A 21,056-nucleotide genomic window follows, 5' to 3' on the forward strand; every position below is an offset into this window, starting at 1 on the left:
GAGGCGTTGACATCGTTGTCATGACATGCCGACACTCCGTCGCATCTGGCAGCGGCTGTCATCGTATGGCGCCCTTCCCACCCGGAGCTTTCGTGGCTGCATCTTCTTCCCTGCCGTCGACCGCGCCCCGCCCTGCCGTGCGCGACGCCTTCATCGCCGCCGACGTCGGCGGCACCCACGTCCGTATTGGCCTGGTCGAGGCCACCGGCGATACGGCACGCCCGGTGCGCGTGCTCGAGTACCGCAAGTACGCCTGCGCGGCGTATCCCGGCCTGGCGGAGATCGTCGAGGAGTTCCTTGCCGCCCTGCCCGGGCGCCGGGTCGATGCCGGCGCGATCGCCAGCGCCGGCTACGCGCTGGGCGACGGCACCGTGATCACCGCCAATCTGCCGTGGCCGATCTCGCTCGAGCGCATCCGCACGCGGCTGGGCTTCCGGGATTTCCGCCTGGTCAACGATTTCGAAGCGGTCGCCCATGCCGCCGCCCAGGTCGACGCCAGCGAAGTGCTGCGCCTGACCGGCCCCGACGCCGCCGCGCCGGGGCCGATGTTGATCGTCGGGCCGGGCACCGGCCTGGGCGCTGCGGTGCGCATCCCGACCGCGCACGGCCCGGTCGTGCTGGCCACCGAGGCCGGGCAGGCGGCATTGACCACCGGCCATGCCGGCGAGCAGGCGCTGCTGCGCGAGCTGCAGCGCGGGCGCAGCCACGTCCCGATCGAGCATGCGCTGTCGGGCCCGGGCCTGCTGAATCTCTACCGCGCAGTGTGCGCGCTGCAGAGCGTGCCCCCGGTCCACACGGCGCCGGGGGCGGTCACCGCGGCGGCGATCGCAGGCGACGACGCGCCAGCGCGCGCGGCACTGGACGCATTCTGCGGTCTGCTCGGCAGCACGATCGGCGACATGGCGCTGCTCTACGGCGCGCACGGTGGCATCTATCTGGCGGGCGGGATCCTGCCGCAGATCCGCGACTACCTGATGGGCAGCGACTTCGTCGCCCGGTTCCTCGACAAGGCACCGATGCGCGAGGCGCTCGAACGCATTCCCGTGAATCTGGTCGAGCACGGGCAGCTGGGCGTCATCGGCGCCGCCAGCTGGTACCTCGACCGGCTCGACTGACGCGTCGCCGGCGGCGCGACGGTCGGGGAAGGACCCGCGTTACGGCGCGCCCTGCGGGGCGCGCGCGCCGCGGCCAGGCAGTGGGGTACGCCGGCAAGGCACGCACGCGACGGCACGACGGCCGCCGCGGCGCCACTCACATCAGCGATGGGGACCACCATGAACACCCGTAAATCAGTGCTTTCGGCCGCGATCACGATGGGCCTGTGCGTCGCCGCGCAGGCCCAGGCGCAACAGGCGGCCCCCACGTCGGACGCGGCCACCGACCTGGACCGGGTCGTGGTGACCGGTATCCGCGGCAGTTTGGAGAAGTCGCTCGACACCAAGCGCGAGGCGCAGTCGCACGTCGAGGCGGTCTCGGCCGAGGACATCGGCAAGCTGCCGGCCAAGAACGTCGCCGACGCGCTGCAGCGCCTGCCCGGCGTCAACATCAGTTCCTCGAGCGCCAGCGAAGGCGGCTTCGACGAAGCCGACCGGGTGAGCCTGCGCGGCACCAATCCCAGCCTGACCCAGACCCTGGTCAACGGCCACACCATCGGCACCGGCGACTGGTTCGTCCTCAGCCAGACCGCGAACGTGGGACGCAGTGTCAGCTACTCGCTGCTGCCGGCCGAGATCGTGGACCAGGTCGTGGTCTACAAGACCGCGCAGGCCAAATTGGTCGAGGGTGGCACCGCCGGCTCGGTGAACATCGTCACCCGCAGCCCGTTGCAGTTCCCGCAGCCATTCACCGCGGAATTGTCGGTGGGCGCGGTCCATGCCGACCTGCCGGGCGAGACCGATCCGCAGATCAGCGCCCTGTTCAACTGGAAGAACGATGCCGGCAACGTCGGCGTGATGGTCCAGGGCTTCCACCAGAAGCGTCACCTGCGCCGCGACGGCCAGGAAGTGGTCGGCGGCTACGGCGTCATCGGCGCCGATTCGGCGGTCGCGGCGACCAACCCGGACCTGGCCGGCGTGCTCTATCCCAACCTGCTCGGCGCGGTGCTGTTCGAGCAGGAGCGCGAGCGCAAGGGCGGCGTGGTCGACATCGAGGTCAAGGCGTCCGACACCCTCACCCTCGGCCTCAATGCCTTCTACTCCAAACTCGAAGCCGACAACTTCAACCGCAACTTCATGATGTGGGGCAGCCAGTTCGTCAACGGCCAGGCGCCCGCACCGGGTTATGTGGTCCGCAACGGCGTGCTGACCCAGGCCACCTATGCGCCGGTGACCAGCGACACGATCACGCCCTACGGCGTCTACGACATGATCTCGCGCCCGGGCGCGGGCTCCGAATCGAAGTACATCGCCCTCGACGCCGACTGGCAGGCCACCGATGCGCTGGGCATCAAGGTCCAGGCCGGCACCACCCGGGGCCGCGGCCAGAGCCCGACCCAGGACGTGATCGAGACCGGCGTGGCCGGCAACGCCGGCGCCAGCTGGCAGATGCACGGTCTGGGCCACCCGATCGACTGGTCGCTGGGCGGCGACAACACCACCGGCACGCACCTGCCGCAGTTCGGCTGGATCTTCGGCGGCCAGGCGATCGACGTGCGCGACGACGAGGACTGGTTCTCCGCCGACGGCGAACTCTATGTCGGTCGCGTGCTGTCGTCGCTGGACTTCGGTGTGCGCCACGCCGAGCACGAGCGTCGCAACGACCGGCAGATCGGTCAGGGCCCGAACTGGGCCAGCGACTGGCAGAACTTCGGCGCCTACCCGACGCCAGGCGGCCACTTCCCCAGCGACTTCGGCAACGGCATCGGCGGCAGCGTGCCCGGCGGCATCTGGTACTACACGCCCGAGCAACTGGCCGAACTCAACAGCCGCTTCGCCAACCGCGATCCGGTGGGCCGCTTCGACTTCTCGGGCGTCTACGGCGTCAAGGAGCGGGTACGCGCCGCCTACGTGCAGGCCAACTTCGAAGGCGATCGCTGGAGCGGCAACATCGGCCTGCGCTACGTCAAGACCGACACCGATGTGAGCTACAACCAGTCGGTGTCCTCGCCCGACGATGTCCCCGGCGCGATCACCGGCTCGGACTTCGGTGCCTACCTGCCGGTGCGCGACGAGAACAACTACAGCAAGCTGCTGCCGAGCCTGAACCTCAAGCTCGACATCACCGACGATCTGGTCGCGCGCTTCGCGGCTTCGCGCACGATGACCCGTCCGGACTTCTCGGCGCTGTCGGGCACGCTGGCGCTCGACGACCTGACCCATACCGGCAGCGGCGGCAATCCGTACCTGGCACCGATCGTCTCGACCAACCTCGACCTGTCGCTGGAGTGGTACTTCGCGCCGCGCGCGTTGCTCGCCGCCAGCCTGTTCCGGATGGACCTGGACGACTACGTCAACTTCGGCACCACCACGATCCAGTACAAGGACCAGGCCGCCAGCGTCGAGGCCGGCCGGGACGTGTACGCCGACTACTTGGTCTCGATGCCGATCAACAGCAACGGCAAGGTCAAGGGCGTGGAGCTGACGTACGAGCAGCCGATCGGCGAACACTTCGGCGTCGCGGCCAACTACACCTACGCCGACGGCTACGCCGAGGGCGGACGCCCGCTCAACGGCACCTCCGAGAACACCTACAACCTGTCGGGCTACTTCGAGAACGAGCGGTTCAACGCGCGCGTGAGCTACACCTTCCGCGATGCGTTCTACGCCGGCGTCAGCCGCACCGACGCGTTCTACCAGGACGACTTCGGCACGCTGTCGGCCTCGCTCGGCTTCAAGGCCAGCGACTGGCTCACCGTCACGCTCGAGGGTCTCAACCTCAACAACCCCGACCACAAGTACTACACGCAGACCACCGCCGGTTACCTGCCGTACGCGTTCTACTCCAACGGCCGGCAGTACTACCTCAACTTCCGCTTCAAGTTCTAAGCGCGCAGGTGCGCCGCGTCCGGGTTCTCCGGACACGGCGCGCCCGCATCGCCTGCGGGCCTCCGGCCCGCACCGGCGGCGCCGCATTCGTGCGGCGCCGCGCATTTCTGATGGAATATCGCGTATGCCTGTTCGCTTGATCCCGCGCCTGCCTGCCGTCGCGCTCGGCCTGGCCGCCGCCGCACTGCTGGCCGCCTGCGCCCCGCGTCCGCAACGGCCGCATGAGGTGGTCACCGCCCCAGCCCTGATTCCCGCTCCTGCCCGGATCGTGACCGGCGATGGCGGCTTCGATCTCAGCGTGGCCACACCACTGCATGCCGACGGCGAGGCCGCGCAGCAGGCAGCGCGCCGGTTCGCCGCGCTGGCCGCCAAATCCAACGGTCTGCGCCTGGCCGCGCCCGCAGCCGGCGGCCCGGCGCCCAGCGCGATCGCGTTCGTGCTCGATCCGGCGGTCTCGCCCGAGGCGCCCGAAGGGTATGCGCTGGAGATCGCGCAGGACGGCATCGTGGTGCGCGCCGCCGATGCGCGCGGCCTGTTCCACGGCGCGACGACGCTGTGGCAGTTGGTCGCGCAAGCCCAGGGCGAGGCGATGACGCTGCCGGCGTTGCGGATCGACGATGCCCCGCGCTTCGGCTGGCGCGGGCTCATGCTCGATTCGGCGCGGCATTTCCAGAGCGTCGACGAGATCAAGCGCGTGCTCGATGCGATGGCGGTGCACAAGCTCAATGTCTTCCATTGGCATCTGACCGACGATCAAGGCTGGCGCATCGAGATCAAGCGCTATCCGCGTCTGGCCGAGGTCGGCGGTTGCCGCATTCCGGCCGGCGATGGCGGTATCGATCCTGCGACCGGCGCGCCGGTGCCCTACTGCGGCTACTACACCCAGGACCAGATCCGCGAGATCGTCGCCTATGCTGCGGCGCTGCACATCGAGGTCGTGCCGGAGATCAACGGCCCCGGGCACGCACAGGCCGCGGTCTCGGCCTATCCCGAGCTCGGTGTGCTCGACACGCCGGTGCCGGTGCTCGCCGAATGGGGCGTCAACCGCACGCTGATCAATGTCGAGGAATCGACCTTCACGTTTCTGGAAAACGTACTGGCCGAGGTGGTCGACCTGTTCCCGGGCCGCTACGTGCACGTGGGCGGCGATGAAGCGGTCAAGGACCAGTGGCAGGCCTCACCGCGGGTGCAACAGCGCATGCGCGAACTCGGCGTGCGCGACGAGGCGCAGTTGCAGAGCCATTTCATCGGCCGTATGGAACGCTACCTGTCCACGCACGGCCGGCGCCTGATCGGCTGGGACGAGATCCTCGAGGGTGGCCTGCCGCCGGAGGCGACGGTGATGTCGTGGCGCGGGATCGAGGGCGGCATCGCCGCTGCCGCGCTCGGCCACGACGTGGTCATGAGCCCGTCTTCGGACCTGTACCTGGACTACCTGCAGACCGACGCGCCCGACGAGCCGCCGGGCCGGCCGTCGATGGTCACGCTCGAGCAGGTCTACCGGTTCGAGCCGGTGCCCGCCGCGCTGCCGGCGGCGCAGCGCCATCACATTCTCGGCGTGCAGGCGAACATGTGGACCGAGCACACACGCAGCTTCGCGCGTCTGCAGCACAACTTGTTTCCACGCATGGCGGCGCTGGCCGAGACCGCCTGGTCGCCCGTCGAGGCGCGCAACTACGTCGGTTTCCTGGCACGCCTGCCGATGCAGTTGCAGCGTTACCGGGCGCTGGACATCGACTATGCGCAGACCCCGTTCCAGGCGTGGGCAACGGTCGACGGCGACCGCCGCGACGGGACTGCGCGGGTGACGCTGCGCAATCCGCTGGGCTACCCGATCCGCTACACCCTCGATGGCCGCGCGCCGGATGCCGGCTCGCCGCGCTACACCGTGCCGCTCGATGTGCGCCTGCCGGTGCAGCTGCGCGCGGCCGCGTTCGCCGCCGACGGCACGTCGCTGGCGCCGGCCACGACCCATGCGGTCGATGCGACCTCGCTGCTGACCCGCCACAACGCCGAGCTGGCGGTCTGCCCCGATGTCGGGCGCCTGCTGCTGCGGCTCGAGGACGACGGTCCGCTGACCGGCGAGCGCGCGATCTTCGACGTGACGATCTTCCACCCCTGCTGGCTGTGGCCGGCGGCGGACCTGGGCGATATCGATCGGTTGACGGTCCGCGCCGGACGCATGCCCTATGCGTTCCAGCTGGCCCACGACGAACCCCAGCGCACCTTCCTGCCGGCGCGCACCGCGCACGGCGAGCTGCAGGTCCAGGGCGAGGGCTGCGCCGGTCCGGTGCTGGCGACGGTGCCGTTGCCGGCGGCGCCCGATGCCGATGGCTTCGTCAGTCTCGACGTGCCGCTCGACACCGGCGCGCTGGCGTCGCGGCGTACGACCGATCTGTGTCTTCGCTTCACCGGCGACACCCGGCCGACGATGTGGGTGGTGGACGCGGTCACGCTGCAGCCGCGTTGACGGCCCGCGGCGGGCGCCTGGACTACCGGCGTTCGCCGTCGATGCGCAGCAGCAGGTCGCGCAGTGGCGTGAGCCGGGTCGCCAGGCCCGCGATCACGCCCAGCGTGTTGGCCAGTGCGTCGGCCGGGTCCTGCATGCGGGTCTGGGTCAGCGCACCTTGCGCGAACTCCAGCCCGATTCCCAGCAGCACCAGGCCCAGGCCGGCACCGAGCAGCGAGGGCCAGCGCGCGTAGAGCTGGACCGCGGCCGCCGCCAGGGCCGCGTAGGCGAGGAAATGGCCGAGCTTGTCGCCATCGGGCACGTCGGGCATCGGCACCGACGGCGCCAGCGACAGCACCACGACAGCCGCGATCGCCGCGATCCACAGCCCGCACCACAGCCCGGGCCGGCGCAGCGGCTTGAGCGCGCTGCGCCGCACGCGCGGCCCCGCGGCGCGGCTCACAGCCGGTGGCTCAGATCGCCGACGAGGAACGCGTGTTCGAAGTCGACATCGCGAGCGAAGCCGATCGCCTGGAACGCCTCGCCCATGCCGCCGGGCAACGTCAGCTTCTTGACCTGCTGGCGCAGGGCGTAGCGGGCGGCTTCGTCGGCGGCCTGGGCTTCGTGCGCGGCCAGGCGCGCATCCAGGCGGTTGCCCAGCAGCAACGAGGCCTGGGTGCAGTAACCGGCGAATTCGAAGCCGGCCCCGGTGCCCGCCTCGGCCAGCGCGGTGAAGTCGACCGAGGCGGTGAGGTCCTGCAGGCCCGGCAGCGCGAACACGTCCGGCGACACTCGGTGGCGGTGGAAGGCGCGCAGGGTGCCGTCGCTGCGATCGTCGCGGTAGTACTCGCTGCGCGGGTAGCCGTAGTCGACGAACAGCATCGCGCCGCGCCGTAGCCCCCCGGCCACCGCCTGGACCCAGTAGGGCAGTTGCGGCAGCAGTTCGGAGCGGTAGCCTTCGGGCAGCGGCGCGCCGCGCTGGCGCTCGATGTGTCGCACCGCCGGCGCCAGCAGCGCATCGGCCGGGCGCAGCGTGGTCGCGAAGCCGCCATCGTCGGCAACGACGACGTACTCCTCGTACACCTCGCCGCCCTGCACTGCGAACCGCGGCGTCGGCAGCGCATCGACGACCTCGCTGGCGAACAGCACGCCGTTCCAGTCGTCGGGCATCGGGCCGTCGAGCCAGTGCACACGCGCGAACAGCGCGGCCGGCAGCCGCGCGGCCAGATGCGCGCGCTGGCGCTCGCGCAAGTCCGCGCTGGGCTCGAGGATCGCGTAGCGCGCAGGCACGGCATCGAGCGCGGCCAGATGCGCCAGCGCATCGGCAGCGAAGGCGCCGCTGCCGCCGCCGACCTCCAGCACCTGGGCCTCGACGCCGATCTCGCGCAACACCGGCGCGATCGCCTCGGCGATGCATTCGGCGAACAGGCTGCCGAGTTCGGGCGCGGTGACGAAGTCGCCGGCCGCACCGAACTTCGTCGCGCCAGCGCTGTAGTAGCCCAGGCCGGGCGCATACAGCGCCAGCTCCATGAACTTCCAGAACGGGATCGCGCCGCCGGCCTCGGCGATCAGCGCGCGAATCGCCGCACGCAGGCGTTCGCTGTGGGCAAGGGCATCTTCGGAGATAGGGGGAGCGGACATGGACGGGGCTTGGCGGTCACAATGCACAGCATACCGAGCCTGCCCGAACGCGACCGTCAGGAGCCCGCATGGACACCCCGCGCCCCGTCGCGCTGATCACCGGCGCTGCGCGCCGCCTCGGCGCTGCGATCGCCCGTCATCTGCACGCCCACGGCCACGACGTCGCGCTGCACTGCAACGCCTCGCGCGACGACGCCGATGCGCTGGCCGCCGAGTTCGAGGCGTTGCGCCCGGGCAGCGCTGCCGTGCTGTCGGCCGACCTGGCCGAGGCCGACGCTGCGGCCGCCCTCGTCGCGGCGACGGTGGCCCGCTTCGGCCGGCTCGATGCCCTGGTCAACAACGCCGCGGCGTTCGTGCCGGCATCGCTGGCGGACAGCGACGCGGCCCTGTTCGACGCGCTGATGGCGGTCAACGCCCGCGCGCCGTTCCTGCTCGCACGCGCCGCCGCGCCGCACTTGCGCAGCGCCAGCGGCGCGATCGTCAATATCGCCGACCTCTATGCCGAACGCCCACGCGCCGACCTGGTCGCCTATGCGGCATCGAAGGCGGCGCTGCTCGGACTGACCCGCAGCCTCGCGGTCGCGCTGGCGCCGCAGGTGCGGGTCAACGCGGTCGCGCCGGGCGCGATTCTGTGGCCGGAGGACGGCGGCGATCCCGAGCTGCGCGCACGCATTCTCGAGGCGACCCCGTTGCGCCGGCAGGGCCGGGTCGAGGATATCGCCGAGGCGGTCGGCTGGCTGCTGCGCGGGGCCGGCTTCAGCACCGGTGAGGTCCTCCACGTCGACGGCGGCCGCATGCTGTGACCCGCGACGGCTTGCGCACGCTGCTGTCGGTGCTGCTGGGTGCAGCGGCCTGGCTGCTGGCGGGCCTGGTCATGGCGGCCCCGCTGGTCCCGCTCGATGGCCGCTGGCAAGCCGCGGACGCACAGCAGGCGCAGGCGTTCGATCCGCAGCGCGGCCTGACGCTGCCGCGTGCAGACGACGGCCACACGGTGCAGCTGTGGCCGCGCGACGGCCAATGGCCGGCCGGCCCCTGGGTCCTGGAGGTCCGGCAGGCGGCGCTGCAGCATGTGACTCTGGAGTGGCCGCCCGGCCAGCCGCAGACGCGCGCGCAGACGATCCAGGTGCCGGGGCAATGGCCAGGGCACGGCCGCCTGGGGTTCCACGTCGTGTCGCCGCCACCAGACGGCGCCCCGCTGACGCTGCGGGTCCAGACCCACGGCAGCATGCCCGGCACGCTGCTGTGGACGGTGGTGTCGGAAAGCGACTATCTGCAACGCGATGCGCGCTGGCTGGCGATCGCGAGCGCGTGCCTGGCGACGATGCTGGCGATGGCGGTGATGGCGGCGTTCTTCGCCTGGCGTCTGCGCGACGCGACCTTCGCGTTCTACGCCCTCTATGTGGTGGCGTTCGCGCTGGTGATGGCGCTGCAGACCGGCTACACGGTACATCCGCTCGGCCAGCAGTGGCTGGGCGAAGCCACCCGCTTCTGGGGGCGGCTGGCGACCGCGACCGCGATCGTCAGCGCGACTCTGTTCCTCGACCGCTTCGCCGACCTGCCGCGCCTGCTGCCGCGCAGCCGACGCTGGCTGCGCGGCTACGCTGCGGTGGTGGCGTTGTGTGCGGTGCCGGCGCTGGTGCCGCTGCCGGCGCTCGAGGCATTGGGCCGGACGCTGATCAACCCGCTGCTGGCGCTCGGCGCGCCGCTGCTGCTGGGCGCTGCCGCGCTCGCCGCGCATCGCGGGTCGCGGCTGGCAGGCGTGTTCCTGATCGGCTGGACACCGCTGCTGCTGGTCACCGCCCTGTCGAGCCTCGGGCTCGGCGAGCGGATCGGCATCGCCTGGGACGACGGCCTGGCATCGCTGGCGACCGGCGCGTTCGAGGCGCTGGTGCTGGCACTGGGTCTTGCCGAGCGCAGCGCGGGCTTGCGCGGCGAGCGCGACCTCGCCCTGCGGCAAGCGCACACCGACGCACTCACCGGCCTGCTCAACCGGCGCAGTTGGGATGCGCGCCTGCCAGTGCTGTTGGCTGCCGCGCCGGCCCATCTGTCGGTGATGTTTCTCGACCTCGATCACTTCAAGCGCATCAACGATGCGCTGGGGCATTCGACCGGCGACCGCTGTCTGCGCGAAGTCGCGCGCGTGCTGCGGCTCGAACTCGACCCGGCCTGGCCGGTCGCGCGTTACGGCGGCGAGGAGTTCGTCGTCGCCCTGCCCGGCACCGATGCTGCGACCGCGCTGCAGATAGCCGAGCGGATCCGCACGCGCTTTCGGACCGCGCTGGCCGATTTCGACGCGTTGCGCCCGACGGTCAGCATCGGCGTGGCCGCCCACCGGGCCGGCGAAGATGCCGACACCCTGCTGCGACGGGCCGACCACGCGCTGTACCAGGCCAAGCAGACCGGCCGCGATCGCGTGCAGTTGGCAGGTTGAGCCGGACGCGTGGGGCTACGGTGCCGGGCCTACATCCTGCTCGACCAGATCGGCCAGCGGGTGCGCCGCCACGCAGGCGCGCACTGCGGCCTGCAGGGCCGGCAGGCCGGCGAACAGGGACGGTTCGGCGAACGCACGGCGCACTGCGGCCGGAAGCCCGTCGAGGTCGCGCAGCCACAGCGCCGCACGGGCCTGTTGCAGCCGCGCGGCATGATCGAACTGGTCGTAATCCTGCGGGCAGACGATGGCCGGACGCGCCTCGGCCAAGCAGCGGTAGAGAATGCCGGCGCCGCCGTGGTGCACGACAAGATCGTAGCGCCCGACCCAGCGCGCATAGTCGACATGGGCGAGCCGCTGGTAGTTGCCGCTGCGTTCGTGGTGGTCGGCCGCGACGTCGCCGTCACTGAAATGGATCTCCAGCTCGGGCATCGCCGCGGCCAACGCGCGCAACCGCACGTCGACCCCGCCCTTGGCCCAGCGCAGGTGCGTGCCCAGCGTGACCAGCACATGTCGGCGTCCCGCGACGAACACCGGCGCCGCACGCGGCGGCAGCCACGGCGTGTCGTCGCCACCGGCCGGCAACCGCGGCCCGACGAAGCGCAGCGCCGCCGGCCAGGTGCGCGGGAACTCCAGCGCCGCGATGCCCAGCGCGAGGATCCGCTCGGGCGAGTAGACCGCTTCGGTGCCATCGCCCCGGTACAGTTGCGGCAGACCGAGCGCGCGCATGCGCGTGCGGTGCATTCGATGCACGCCGCGTTTGAAGCCGCGAACCGCCCAGCGCGCCAGTGTCTGCCACAGCCGGGCGCCAGCATGCGTCGCCGGCAGCAGTCCGCCCATGTAGGCCGGCGGCCCGTCGGGCGTCTCGACTACGCATGGCGACGGTAGGCTGGTCCACCAACGGATGCCCAGCGATTGCGCGACGGTGCCGGCAACCGGCACGGTGAAATCGGCGATCACCAGATCCGGCGGCGCCTGCGCATACGCAGCGCGCAAGGCCTGCGCGAAGTGCGTCATGACCCCGAGCGCGTCGCGCAGTTGTCGATGCATGCGCAGCGGGTGGTTGCGTACCGCATGGCGCGGGTCGGAGATCGCATCGAGGACGCGCTCGGCGTCGGCATCGAGCAGCGGTACGCCGGCAAGCCCGGCACGCGCGACCTGCGCCATCGCCGACGGCGTCGACAGCACCCGCACCGCGTGCCGCGGCGCGAGCTCACGGGCGATCGCCAGGATCGGATGCAGATGTCCGCTGTAGGGCGGCGCGATCAGGTCGATGCGCATGGCGTCGCCGCGACGAAGTCCGCGCACAGGGCCCGCACCTCGGGCCGCTGCAGATAGTCCAGATGGCCGCCGCCGACCGGCAGCGCGGGCCCGCGCCAGCCCAGGCGCGAGATCCAGTCGCCGCGGCCGCGCACGCACAGCAGGCGGGCCACGTCCGGCGCCCGCCGCGCCACCGGCCCGTAGGCGAATACGTGGAGCCGTTGTGCCAGTCCCACCGGCAACCGCAGGTTGGCCAGCAGTTCGAGCCCGCAACTGCCGGCCAGCACCACCACCGCGCCGCCACCGTCCAACGCCGCGGCCACCGCCGCGCCGTGGCGCCGGGCGAACGCGGGACGACGGGCGACGAGGTAATCGCCGGCATTGCGCAGCGCCGCCAACGGCAACGGCACTGCGACGTGGCCGGCGCGCGACGCGGTGTAGGGGAAGTTGCACGGGAGCAGGTCGCGACCCGGCCCGCGCAGCGTGTCGAGGAATGCCGCCTGCTGCGGGCTGAGCGCGCAACGCGCCGGGTCGCTGCGGCCGGTCAGAAACGCGATGCGGACTCCCCCGCTGTCGGCGTCAGGCGGCATGGAACCGGCCATCGGCATGCACGCGGTAGCGGCGGCTGCGCCAGCGCACCGTGCGCACGCAGACCGCATGCAACACATGCAGCGGCTGCAACAGCTCGGCCAGCAGCGACAGCACCGGCCGCGGTGCGGACGCGACGCCGAGCCCGCGTTGCAGCGCCCATGGCACCCAGGCCCGAAGCGCCAGCACACCGGCGACCGCCACGGCACCGGCCAACCCGGGGCGCCATGCCAGCGCCACGAGCATCGCCCACAACAGCAGCGGCGGCAGGCCATGCAGCAGCACGATCGCCACCCGCGTGCGTGGCGGCTGGCGATGCAGCAGCAAGGTGGCAAACAACATCCAGCGATGCATCTGCCGCACGTAGTGCGCCGGGCCGTCGAGGCTGGTGCGCACCGCGACCGGCGCGATCGTCTGCGCAATGCGGCCGCCCTGTGCGCGGACGTGATCGGCCATCGCCAGGTCGTCGGCCAGCGCGCCGCGCTGCGGCGAAAAGCCGCCGATCGCGCGCAGGCGCTCGGTGCGCAGCGCGTAGCACATGCCGTTGATCGACACTGGCGGCGCCCAGGCCAGCGGCGCGAGATAGGTCAGCGCGGCGTTGTCGTTGACGAAGCACGCGAGCAGGCGGCCGGGCCAGCGCTCGCCGTCGTCGCGATAACCGGGCAGCGCCGTCGCCAGGTCGGCCGCATCGAGGGCAGCGACCAGGCGTGCAAGCGCATCGGCCGACAGCGTGGCGTCGTCGTCGAGCACCAGGCAGACCGGGGCCTGGACCTGCGGCAACGCGCTCTCGAGCTTGTAGATCTTGGGATTGCAGCCGTCGGGCGCAGGCGGCAACACGCACACGTCGATCGCAGCGCCAGGGTACGCGGCGCGCACGGCAGCGACCGCCGCGAGTGCCTGCGCGTCGTCGGCATCGAGCAGCCAGTGGAAGCGCGCCAGCGGCAGCGCGTGCACGGTGGCGCCGAGCACGTCGCGCAGCCGGGGGTCGCCGCCGAGGATCGGCTGCAGCACGGCGACGTCCTGCATCCGCCGCGCCGATGGCGGCACCGGACGTGCGTGCTGGCGCCGCAGTTCGCGCCACGCGCAGGCGCCGCGCAGCGCCAGCAGTGCGGCGTAGGCGCACGCGCAGACGAGCGCGACGCTCACCGCGCCCACTGCGCACGCTGCCAGGCGACGAAGGCCTCGATGCCGTCGGCCAACGACACGCTCGGCGGTCCCAGGTCGGCGAGCATGCGCGCCGGATCGAAGGTCTTGGAATAGGCGAACACGCCGACGCCGAAGCGCGTGATCGGCGGCTCGCCGCGCAGCCGCAGGCCACGCCACAGCCATTCGGCCACGGTGGCCGCACGCAGCGCCGCGCCGATGCGCACGCGCCGCGTCGGCGGCGGCAGGTCCAGTTGCGCCAGCACGTCGAGCAGCAGCGCCTGCAGGTCCACCGGCTCGGCATTGGTCAGGTTGTAGCTCTCGGCCGGGCGCGGCATCGTCGCGATCCGCAGCAGGTAGTCCGACAACGTGTCGATCTGCACCAGATCGCCGATCACCGGCCGGTCCTGGCCGACGAACCGGGGCAACGCACCGCGTCGCGCCGCTTCGAGGATGCGCGGAAACAGCACCGTGTCGCCGACGCCGAACACTGCGCGCGGCCGCACCACGACATGCTCGCCGGGATAGGCGCGCACCAGTTGCTCGCCGGCGTACTTGGTCTGCGCGTAGCGGTTCACGAAGTCCGGCCCGATCGGACTGTCCTCGCGCAGGCCCAATTGATGGGCCTCGCGGTAGAACACCGAACTCGACGACAGGTAGACCAGCCGCGGCAGGCCGTGGCGCTTGCAGAACTCGATGACATGCGCGGTCGCGTCGATGTTCTGCGCCCGATACTGCGCAGGCGTGCCCCAGGGCGAGGACCGCGCGGCGGCATGGATCACCACGTCCGGTCGGAACGGCAGGTCGAACGGCCGGCTCAGGTCGCATTGCACGTAGCCCGGCAGGTCGGTCGCACGGCGCCCGGTGCCCCACAGCGTCAGGTCGGCGCGCGCGGCGTGGCGGCGCAGGAACGCGCCGCCGACGAAGCCCGACGCGCCAGTCACCAGGATGCGCATGCGGCCGCCTCCGGTCGGGGCGCGGGCGTCTGCGCGCGATAGCGGTCCAGGCTCGCCTGGCAATGCGAGGGCACGATGGCCACGTCCGGGGCCTCGTGGGCCAGCGTGTGCAGCCGCGCGAGCGTACGCGTATAGGCCGGCCAGTCGTGGGTCACCAGCCGCGCCGGCCATGCCGGCAACCGACGCTCGCGGAACGCCAGGTGCGACCAGCAGGCATCGGCGCACAGCAGCACTGCGCGGTCGTGCGCGTCGCGCAGGCACAGGCCCAACTGCCGCGGCGCATGGCCCGGCAGCGCAACCGCGAACAGGCTGCCGTCGCCGAACAGGTCGTGGCCCTCGCCCAGCGCCTGCCACGGCGCGGGCAGCGGCCGCGCGACCGCCTCGTCGGCATGGCGCAGGCGCGCGTCGAAATCCGGCGGCAACAATGCCGGCAGCCAGCCGTTGCGCAGCCCGCGCAACCGTGGCATCGCGCGCAGGGTGTCCAGGTCCTCGCGCATGCACACGAAGCGGGCATTGGGCAGGTCGCGCAGGCCGGCGATGTGGTCGGCATGGAAATGCGAGATCAGGCACCAGCGGATATCGGCCGGTCGCAGCCCGTACGCGGCGAGTTGCGCCTCCAGGCGTTGCTCGGCCGGCAGCACGACCGGTGTGGCCCAGCGATACAGGCGCTCGGGCAGCCGTGCGGTCGCGTCCAGGAACCGCGGCGCGTAGCCGGTGTCGTAGAGGATCGCGCCCTGCCGCGGATGCACGATCAGCGCGACCATCGACGGAAACGCCACGCTGGCCCAGCGCCCGCCGGCCAGCGTCACCCGCTCGCAATGCCGGCAATGTCCGACGTCGAACAGGGTCAGGGCGAGGCGCACGTCAGTACCGCAGCACCGCGCCGCCCAGCGACAGCCCGGCGCCGGTGCCCAGCAGCAGGCAGGTCTGGCCACGCTGCAGGCGGCCGCCCACGATCGCGTGGTGCAACGCGTGCGGCAACGAGGCCGCGACCTGGTTGCCGTGCTCGGCGAGGATCCGCACCACGCGCTCTTCGGGCAGCCGCAACGCGCGCACGATCCGGTCCAGGCCCCCGCCGGAGGCCTGGTGCGGAACCACGCAGTCGATCGCATCCAGGCCGATGCCGGCCGCTGCCAGCAGGCGTTCGAGCAGGCGCGGCAGACGACGGCCCGCCAGCCGGAACGTCGCCGGGCCGTCCATTTCGAAGCGGTAGACGTCCGGATCGATGTCACAATGCGCCCGATCGCCGGGCGCGATCCGCGTGCCGCCACCGCGGATCCGGCACGCGTCGGCGCTGTCGGCATAGGTCTCCATGCGCCAGGCCAGTAACGCCGAGTCATCGCCCGGTGCTGCGGCGCCCAGCACCAGCGCGGCGGCGCCGTCGCCGAACAGCGGCGCGGTCAGCGGGTCGTCGGCGCGCAGCCCGCGCGAGGGCAGCTCGCTGGCCACGACCAGCACGCGACGATAGCGGCCAGTGGCGATGCCGGCCGCGACCAGGTCCAGCGCGACCAGAAAGCCCAGGCAGGTCGCGTTGACATCGAAGGCCGGGATGCCCGAATCGCCGAGACCGAGCGCGCGCTGGACCAGCGCGGCCTGGCACGGGATCGGCTGCTCCATGACCGCGCAGGTGGAGACGATCGCGTCGAGCGTCTCGCCGCCGATCCCGGCCGCCGAGAGTGCCGCCTGCGCGGCGCGCGCCGCCATCCACGATGCAGTCTCGCCATCGGCGGCAACGCCGCGCCAGGCCACGCCGGTTGCCGCCTCGCTGGCGCCGGACGCCAGGCCGAGCCGCGCATCGAAATCGCTCGACGGCACCCGCCGCGCAGGGCGATGGCAACCGCTGCCCAGGATCCGCAGTGCAGGGCCTGCGGTCTGCATCAGGCGGGACACCCGGCCAGCGCGTCGATGCGCGCAAACGCCGTGTCGCGGTCGGGATGGACGGCCCACAGCTGCGCGAGGGTGCGGCCGTCGACCGGATGGCGCAGGTCCGGCGCGATCTCGGCCAGCGGCTTGAGCACGAACGCATGCCGCAGTTCATCGCGCGGAATGCGCAGGTTCCCCGCGCCGGTCAGCACGCGGTCGTCGTAGAGCACGATGTCGATGTCCAGCGTCCGGTCGCTGTAGCGCGGTCCGCTGCGGTCGCGCCCGTGCGCGTCCTCGAGCGCGTGCAGCCAGGCGTTGAGCGCGTCGGGCGGCAGGTCGGTCTCGATGGTCGCGGCGGCATTGAGGAAATCGGCGCCGTCGTAGCCCACCGCCGGGAAGCGGTAGGTCTGCGACACGACGAGCACGGGGAAGCGCGCGCGCAGCGCGTCCACCGCGGCGCGCAGGTGACGCTCGGGATCGAGGTTGCTGCCGAGGCTCAGGCAGGCGATGGCCATGGTGGCGCTCCTGTGGGGAGCGCCATGATCGCGCATCGTCCGCCCGAGGTCAGCGGGGGCGCGCGTCTTCCAGCGCCGGCGCCGCCCGGGCCGGGCCCGCGTCGGCGGTCGGCCCGCCTTGCAGGCGCACGTCCATCGGCGCGTCGCTGCGGGCCTGGAACACCCGCAGGTCGAACTCGGGCAGGATCGCCAGCAGGTGGTCGAAGATGTCGGCCTGGATGCCCTCGTAGACCGTCCACCCGGTGTCGGCGGTGAAACAGTAGATCTCCAGCGGCAGCCCGGTCTCGGTGGGCTGGAGTTGGCGCACCAGCAGGGTCAGCTCCTGGTTGATGCCGGCATGGTGGCGCAGGTAGTGCTCGACGTAGGCGCGGAAGGTGCCCAGGTTGGTGACCCGGCGGTGGTTCACCGGCTCGGCGCCGCGCGCGGCCAGCGCGGTGTTCCAGTCCGACAGCTCCTGGTCCTTGCGGTCGAGATAGGCATCGAGCAGCACGAAGCGGCGGAAGCGCGCGATCTCGTCGGCAGCCAGGAACCGCACACTGCCCTGATCGAGATACAGCGCACGCTTGATCCGGCGGCCGCCGCCCTCCGACATCGGCCGCCAGTTCTTGAACGCGTCGCTGACCAGCTTCTTGGTCGGCACCGTGGTCACGGTGCGGTCGAAGTTGCGCACGGTGATCGTATGCAGGGCGATGTCGATCACGTCGCCGTCGGCGTTCTGGCTCGGCATCTCGATCCAGTCGCCGATGCGCACCCGGCCGTCGTTGCTGATCTGCACGCTGGCCACCAACGAGAGAATGGTGTCCTGGAAGATCAGCATCAGCACCGCGGTCATCGCGCCCAGGCCGGTGACGATGTGCAGGAACTGCGCGCCGATCAGCGTGGCGATCACCGAAATGCCGACCAGCACGAACATCACGATCTTGGCGACCTGCAGGTAGCCCTTGATCGGCTTGTTGTGCGCGTCGGGACGTCGCTCGTAGTTGTGGTTGACCACATCGAGCGCGCGCGAGATCGCCAGCGCGATCGTCACGACCACGAAGATCTGGCACAGCCGCTCCACGATCAGCACCAGTTGCGGCGGCAGATCGGGCACGGCGTTGATGCCGGCCGAGATCACCAGCGCCGGCACAATGTTGGCCAGCCGCGGAATCACCCGCAGGCGCACCTGTCGGTCGTGCTGCGCGCCGCCCAGCGGCGTGCGCTGCAACACCCGACCGAGGCCGCGCAGCAGGATGCGCTTGGTGATGAAATTCGCCAGCCACGCCAGCAGGCACAGAGCGGCCAGTACGGTTGCGGTGTACGCCCAGGGATAGGGCGCCAGCAGGGTGCTGAGTCGTTCGAGATGGGGCTGCATCGTGCGGGAATCTCCTGTTGCGGCCGCGTATCCGCGGCGGCGCCGGGACCCGCGGATCAGTCCTGGCGACTGCGTTCGATGATCACGCCGACCGCGCGTGCACCACGCACCGCACCCGGCTTGCTGAGCTTCAATCGTACCCAACCGACGTTGAACTCATCGATCACAAGCGCCGCGCAGCGCTCGGCCAGGGTCTCGACCAGCCCGAATTCCGACGCGCCGACATAGTCGATCAGCCGCTTGCTGACGGCCTTGTAATCGAGTGTGCGGGCGATGTCGTCGCTCGCCGCCGGCACGCGATTGTCGAACGTCATCTCGACATCGAACACCAGCGGCTGGCGGATACGCCGCTCCCAGTCGTAGATGCCGATCAGCGCCTCGATCTCGAGGCCTTCGATGAAGACTTTGTCCATGGGAGAGGCCGGATGGGTGATTCGTGGATGGGAGAGGGGGTGAAGCGCAACCGCGGGCGACAGCTTAGCGATTGTCTCGTCGCAGAGTCGGGACGAGCATGGCCGCCGATCCCGTCGCATCACCCCACACGCATCACGGATGCACCAACGGCGGCAGTTGCGCCATGTCCCACCTCGGCACCACGCGCACCGCCGCATCGCCGTGCTGGCCGGCCTGCAGGCGCAGCGCACCGGCGAAGGCGATCATCGCGCCGTTGTCGGTGCACAGCGCCGGGCGCGGGAAGCACACGCGGCCGCCGCGGCGCGTGGCGTCGGCCTGCAGCTTCTGGCGCAGGCGCAGGTTCGCGCCGACGCCGCCGGCGACCACGAGCGTGGTGCATCCGGTCGCATCGAGCGCGCGCGCGCACTTGATCGCCAAGGTGTCGACGACCGCATCCTCGAAGCCGCGCGCGATGTCGGCGCGGGTCGACGCGCTGCGGTCGCTGTTCTGCCAGGCCAGCAGCACCTGGGTCTTCAGACCGCTGAAGCTGAAGTCCAGGCCGGGCCGGTCGGTCATCGGCCGCGAGAAGCGGAACGCGCCCGGCGTCCCGGTCTGCGCCAGTGCGGCCAACTGCGGGCCGCCGGGATAAGGCAGGCCCATCAGCTTGGCGGTCTTGTCGAAGGCCTCGCCGGCGGCGTCGTCCAGGGTCTCGCCGAGCAGCCGGTAGGCGCCGATCGCATCGACCGCGACCAACTGCGTGTGCCCCCCCGAGACCAGCAGCGCGACGAACGGCGGCGCCGGGGCGTCGTCCTCCATCAGCGGCGCCAGCAGATGACCTTCCATGTGATGCACGCCGATCGCCGGCACGTCGAGCGCCCAGGCCAGCGCGCGGGCGACGCCCGCACCGACCAGCAGCGCGCCCACCAGGCCGGGACCGGCGGTATAGGCGACGCCATCGAGCGCCTCGACCTCGAGCCCGGCCTCGGCCAAGGTCTGGCGGATCAGCGGCAACAGCTTGCGCACGTGGTCGCGGCTGGCCAGCTCCGGCACGACGCCACCGTACTGCGCATGCAACGCGATCTGGCTGTAGACCGCATGCGCACGCAGCCCCGCGGCCCCGCCCAGGGCGGTGTCGTAGACGGCGACGCCGGTTTCGTCGCAGGAGGTTTCGATGCCGAGGACGTTCATGGTGCGCAGGACTGCCGGGAAGCGGACGGGGACACGGGCGCATCGCAGCGCCCGCTCCGGGCGGCTTGCGTCAGCCGCCGGGTCCTGGCTATGATACGCGGCTCGCCGGGAGCAGACCCTCGGCAGACCCGAATTCGTCAGATTCGATCCGGCCCTCGACGGTCGGGTGCCCAGATCCCCGGAGATTCCATGCCTAGCGTCAAAGTCCGCGAAAACGAGCCCTTCGAGTTTGCGCTGCGCCGTTTCAAGCGCACCTGCGAGAAGGCCGGCGTGCTCGCCGAAACCCGTAAGCGCGAGTTTTACGAGAAGCCGACCCAGGAGCGCAAGCGCAAGGCCGCTGCCGCCGTGAAGCGTCAGGCCCGTCGCGTGTCGCGCGACGTCACCAAGCGCCAGCGCCTGTACTGATCGACCCGCGTCGGGCACCGCCTGGCGCGATCGTGTCCTGACGCAAGAGCCGGCCGCGCGCATGCGCTGCCGGCTTTTTGTCGTCCCTTGTTCCCAGCCCCGTGCCTCGCACGAAGGGCATTGGTCTGCCTCAGGACCGCTTGCCCGTCCGCCACCGGAAACCGCCATGACCCTCAAACAGCAACTCACCGAAGACATGAAGGCCGCGATGAAGGGCGGCGACAAGCACAGCCTGGGCGTGATCCGCCTGGTCAACGCCGCGATCAAGCAGCGCGAGGTCGACGAACGCATCGAACTCGACGACGCCGCGGTGCTCGCCGTGCTGGAGAAGATGGTCAAGCAGCGCAAGGATTCGGTGACCCAGTACGCGGGGGCCGGGCGCGAGGACCTGGCCCAGATCGAGCGCGACGAGATCGTGGTCATCGAGCGCTACCTGCCAGAGAAGCTGGGCGAGGCCGAGATCGTGGCCGCGATCGAGGCGGCGAAGGCCCAGACCGGCGCCAGCAGCCCGGCCGACATCGGCAAGCTGATGGGCGTGCTCAAGCCGCAACTGGCCGGCAAGGCCGACATGGGCGAGGTCTCGCGCCTGGTCAAGCAGTCGCTGGGCTGAGGCCCGGCTGGCGGGCCGCCAACGGCCCGCCTCCACCCGACGCGCTATGCGCGTCGACCTCCCCCACACGTGGGGGAGGCGATCCGTCGTGACTTTCGCGCTCGCGGCGATACGCATCTGCGCCCTCCCCGGCTTGCGGCGGAGGGCTGGGGTGGGGCGCGCCGCCAACGGCCCCGCCCCCACCCGACGCGCTATGCGCGTCGACCTCCCCCACACGTGGGGGAGGCGATCCGTCGTGACTTTCGCGCTCGCGGCGATACGCATCTGCGCCCTCCCCGGC

At 71.4% G+C, this 21,056-nt stretch carries 19 protein-coding genes; 7 read left to right on the top strand and 12 right to left on the bottom strand.

Annotated features, from left to right (window positions below; genetic code table 11):
* Positions 1-65: 65 nt before the first annotated feature.
* The 3 genes from ABE505_RS15660 (at position 66) to ABE505_RS15670 (ending at position 6,453) form a co-directional block, all read left to right on the top strand.
* Entirely contained in the window at positions 66-1,115 is a 1,050-nt protein-coding gene (locus tag ABE505_RS15660; protein WP_346458291.1) for a glucokinase family protein, read from the top strand.
* Positions 1,116-1,274: 159 nt separating this feature from the next.
* The gene (locus ABE505_RS15665) at positions 1,275-3,983 is read left to right on the top strand and encodes a TonB-dependent receptor (protein ID WP_346445430.1); all 2,709 of its coding nucleotides are present in this window, start codon (positions 1,275-1,277) and stop codon (positions 3,981-3,983) included.
* Positions 3,984-4,107: 124 nt separating this feature from the next.
* The gene (locus ABE505_RS15670) at positions 4,108-6,453 is read left to right on the top strand and encodes a family 20 glycosylhydrolase (RefSeq protein ID WP_346445429.1); all 2,346 of its coding nucleotides are present in this window, start codon (positions 4,108-4,110) and stop codon (positions 6,451-6,453) included.
* Between the two features lie 22 nt (positions 6,454-6,475).
* On the opposite strand, the gene ABE505_RS15675 is transcribed toward ABE505_RS15670, so the two are convergent.
* Entirely contained in the window at positions 6,476-6,895 is a 420-nt protein-coding gene (locus ABE505_RS15675; RefSeq protein ID WP_346445428.1) for a VanZ family protein, read from the bottom strand.
* On the bottom strand, positions 6,892-8,073 hold the full coding sequence (locus ABE505_RS15680; RefSeq protein WP_346445427.1) for an SAM-dependent methyltransferase: 1,182 nt from the start codon (positions 8,071-8,073) through the stop codon (positions 6,892-6,894). The genes ABE505_RS15675 and ABE505_RS15680 overlap by 4 nt, the downstream gene beginning before the upstream one ends.
* A 68-nt stretch (positions 8,074-8,141) precedes the next feature.
* Here ABE505_RS15680 and ABE505_RS15685 point away from each other — a divergent pair, with 68 nt between their 5' ends.
* On the top strand, positions 8,142-8,876 hold the full coding sequence (locus ABE505_RS15685; protein ID WP_346445426.1) for a pteridine reductase: 735 nt from the start codon (positions 8,142-8,144) through the stop codon (positions 8,874-8,876).
* Positions 8,873-10,504, top strand: a complete 1,632-nt coding sequence (locus tag ABE505_RS15690) for a diguanylate cyclase (RefSeq protein WP_346445425.1) — start codon at positions 8,873-8,875, stop codon at positions 10,502-10,504. The genes ABE505_RS15685 and ABE505_RS15690 overlap by 4 nt, the downstream gene beginning before the upstream one ends.
* Positions 10,505-10,519: 15 nt before the next feature.
* Here ABE505_RS15690 and ABE505_RS15695 read toward each other — a convergent pair whose 3' ends face one another.
* The 10 genes from ABE505_RS15695 to tsaD form a co-directional block, all read right to left on the bottom strand.
* A complete protein-coding gene (locus ABE505_RS15695; protein WP_346445424.1) occupies positions 10,520-11,782 on the bottom strand; it encodes a glycosyltransferase in 1,263 nt (420 codons plus the stop codon).
* Positions 11,767-12,351, bottom strand: a complete 585-nt coding sequence (locus ABE505_RS15700; RefSeq protein ID WP_346445423.1) for a hypothetical protein — start codon at positions 12,349-12,351, stop codon at positions 11,767-11,769. Before ABE505_RS15700 ends, ABE505_RS15695 begins: the two co-directional genes overlap by 16 nt.
* Positions 12,341-13,495: a glycosyltransferase gene (locus tag ABE505_RS15705; RefSeq protein ID WP_346445422.1), complete on the bottom strand. Its 1,155-nt coding sequence runs from the start codon at positions 13,493-13,495 to the stop codon at positions 12,341-12,343. The genes ABE505_RS15700 and ABE505_RS15705 overlap by 11 nt, the downstream gene beginning before the upstream one ends.
* Complete coding sequence (locus ABE505_RS15710) at positions 13,492-14,448, bottom strand: NAD(P)-dependent oxidoreductase (protein ID WP_346445421.1); 957 nt, start codon at positions 14,446-14,448, stop codon at positions 13,492-13,494. The genes ABE505_RS15705 and ABE505_RS15710 overlap by 4 nt, the downstream gene beginning before the upstream one ends.
* Entirely contained in the window at positions 14,433-15,311 is an 879-nt protein-coding gene (locus ABE505_RS15715; RefSeq protein WP_346445420.1) for an MBL fold metallo-hydrolase, read from the bottom strand. Before ABE505_RS15715 ends, ABE505_RS15710 begins: the two co-directional genes overlap by 16 nt.
* 1 nt (position 15,312) lies before the next feature.
* Entirely contained in the window at positions 15,313-16,326 is a 1,014-nt protein-coding gene (locus ABE505_RS15720; protein ID WP_346445419.1) for a 3-oxoacyl-[acyl-carrier-protein] synthase III C-terminal domain-containing protein, read from the bottom strand.
* Positions 16,326-16,826, bottom strand: a complete 501-nt coding sequence (gene folK, locus ABE505_RS15725) for a 2-amino-4-hydroxy-6-hydroxymethyldihydropteridine diphosphokinase (protein ID WP_346445418.1) — start codon at positions 16,824-16,826, stop codon at positions 16,326-16,328. Before folK ends, ABE505_RS15720 begins: the two co-directional genes overlap by 1 nt.
* Positions 16,827-16,875: 49 nt before the next feature.
* Complete coding sequence (locus ABE505_RS15730; RefSeq protein ID WP_346445417.1) at positions 16,876-18,180, bottom strand: mechanosensitive ion channel family protein; 1,305 nt, start codon at positions 18,178-18,180, stop codon at positions 16,876-16,878.
* 56 nt (positions 18,181-18,236) lie between these two features.
* Positions 18,237-18,593: a dihydroneopterin aldolase gene (gene folB / locus ABE505_RS15735; protein WP_346445416.1), complete on the bottom strand. Its 357-nt coding sequence runs from the start codon at positions 18,591-18,593 to the stop codon at positions 18,237-18,239.
* A 133-nt stretch (positions 18,594-18,726) separates the two neighbouring features.
* Positions 18,727-19,761, bottom strand: coding sequence for a tRNA (adenosine(37)-N6)-threonylcarbamoyltransferase complex transferase subunit TsaD (gene tsaD, locus ABE505_RS15740; RefSeq protein WP_346445415.1), 1,035 nt, complete (start codon positions 19,759-19,761; stop codon positions 18,727-18,729).
* Positions 19,762-19,950: 189 nt separating this feature from the next.
* On the opposite strand from tsaD, the gene rpsU reads away from it, so the two are divergent.
* The gene (gene rpsU / locus ABE505_RS15745; RefSeq protein ID WP_047138278.1) at positions 19,951-20,166 is read left to right on the top strand and encodes a 30S ribosomal protein S21; all 216 of its coding nucleotides are present in this window, start codon (positions 19,951-19,953) and stop codon (positions 20,164-20,166) included.
* Between the two features lie 166 nt (positions 20,167-20,332).
* The gene (locus ABE505_RS15750; RefSeq protein WP_346445414.1) at positions 20,333-20,776 is read left to right on the top strand and encodes a GatB/YqeY domain-containing protein; all 444 of its coding nucleotides are present in this window, start codon (positions 20,333-20,335) and stop codon (positions 20,774-20,776) included.
* The last annotated feature ends 280 nt before the right edge of the window (positions 20,777-21,056 follow it).

Source organism: Luteimonas sp. TWI382, from assembly GCF_039674545.1.
Classification (GTDB): domain Bacteria; phylum Pseudomonadota; class Gammaproteobacteria; order Xanthomonadales; family Xanthomonadaceae; genus Luteimonas.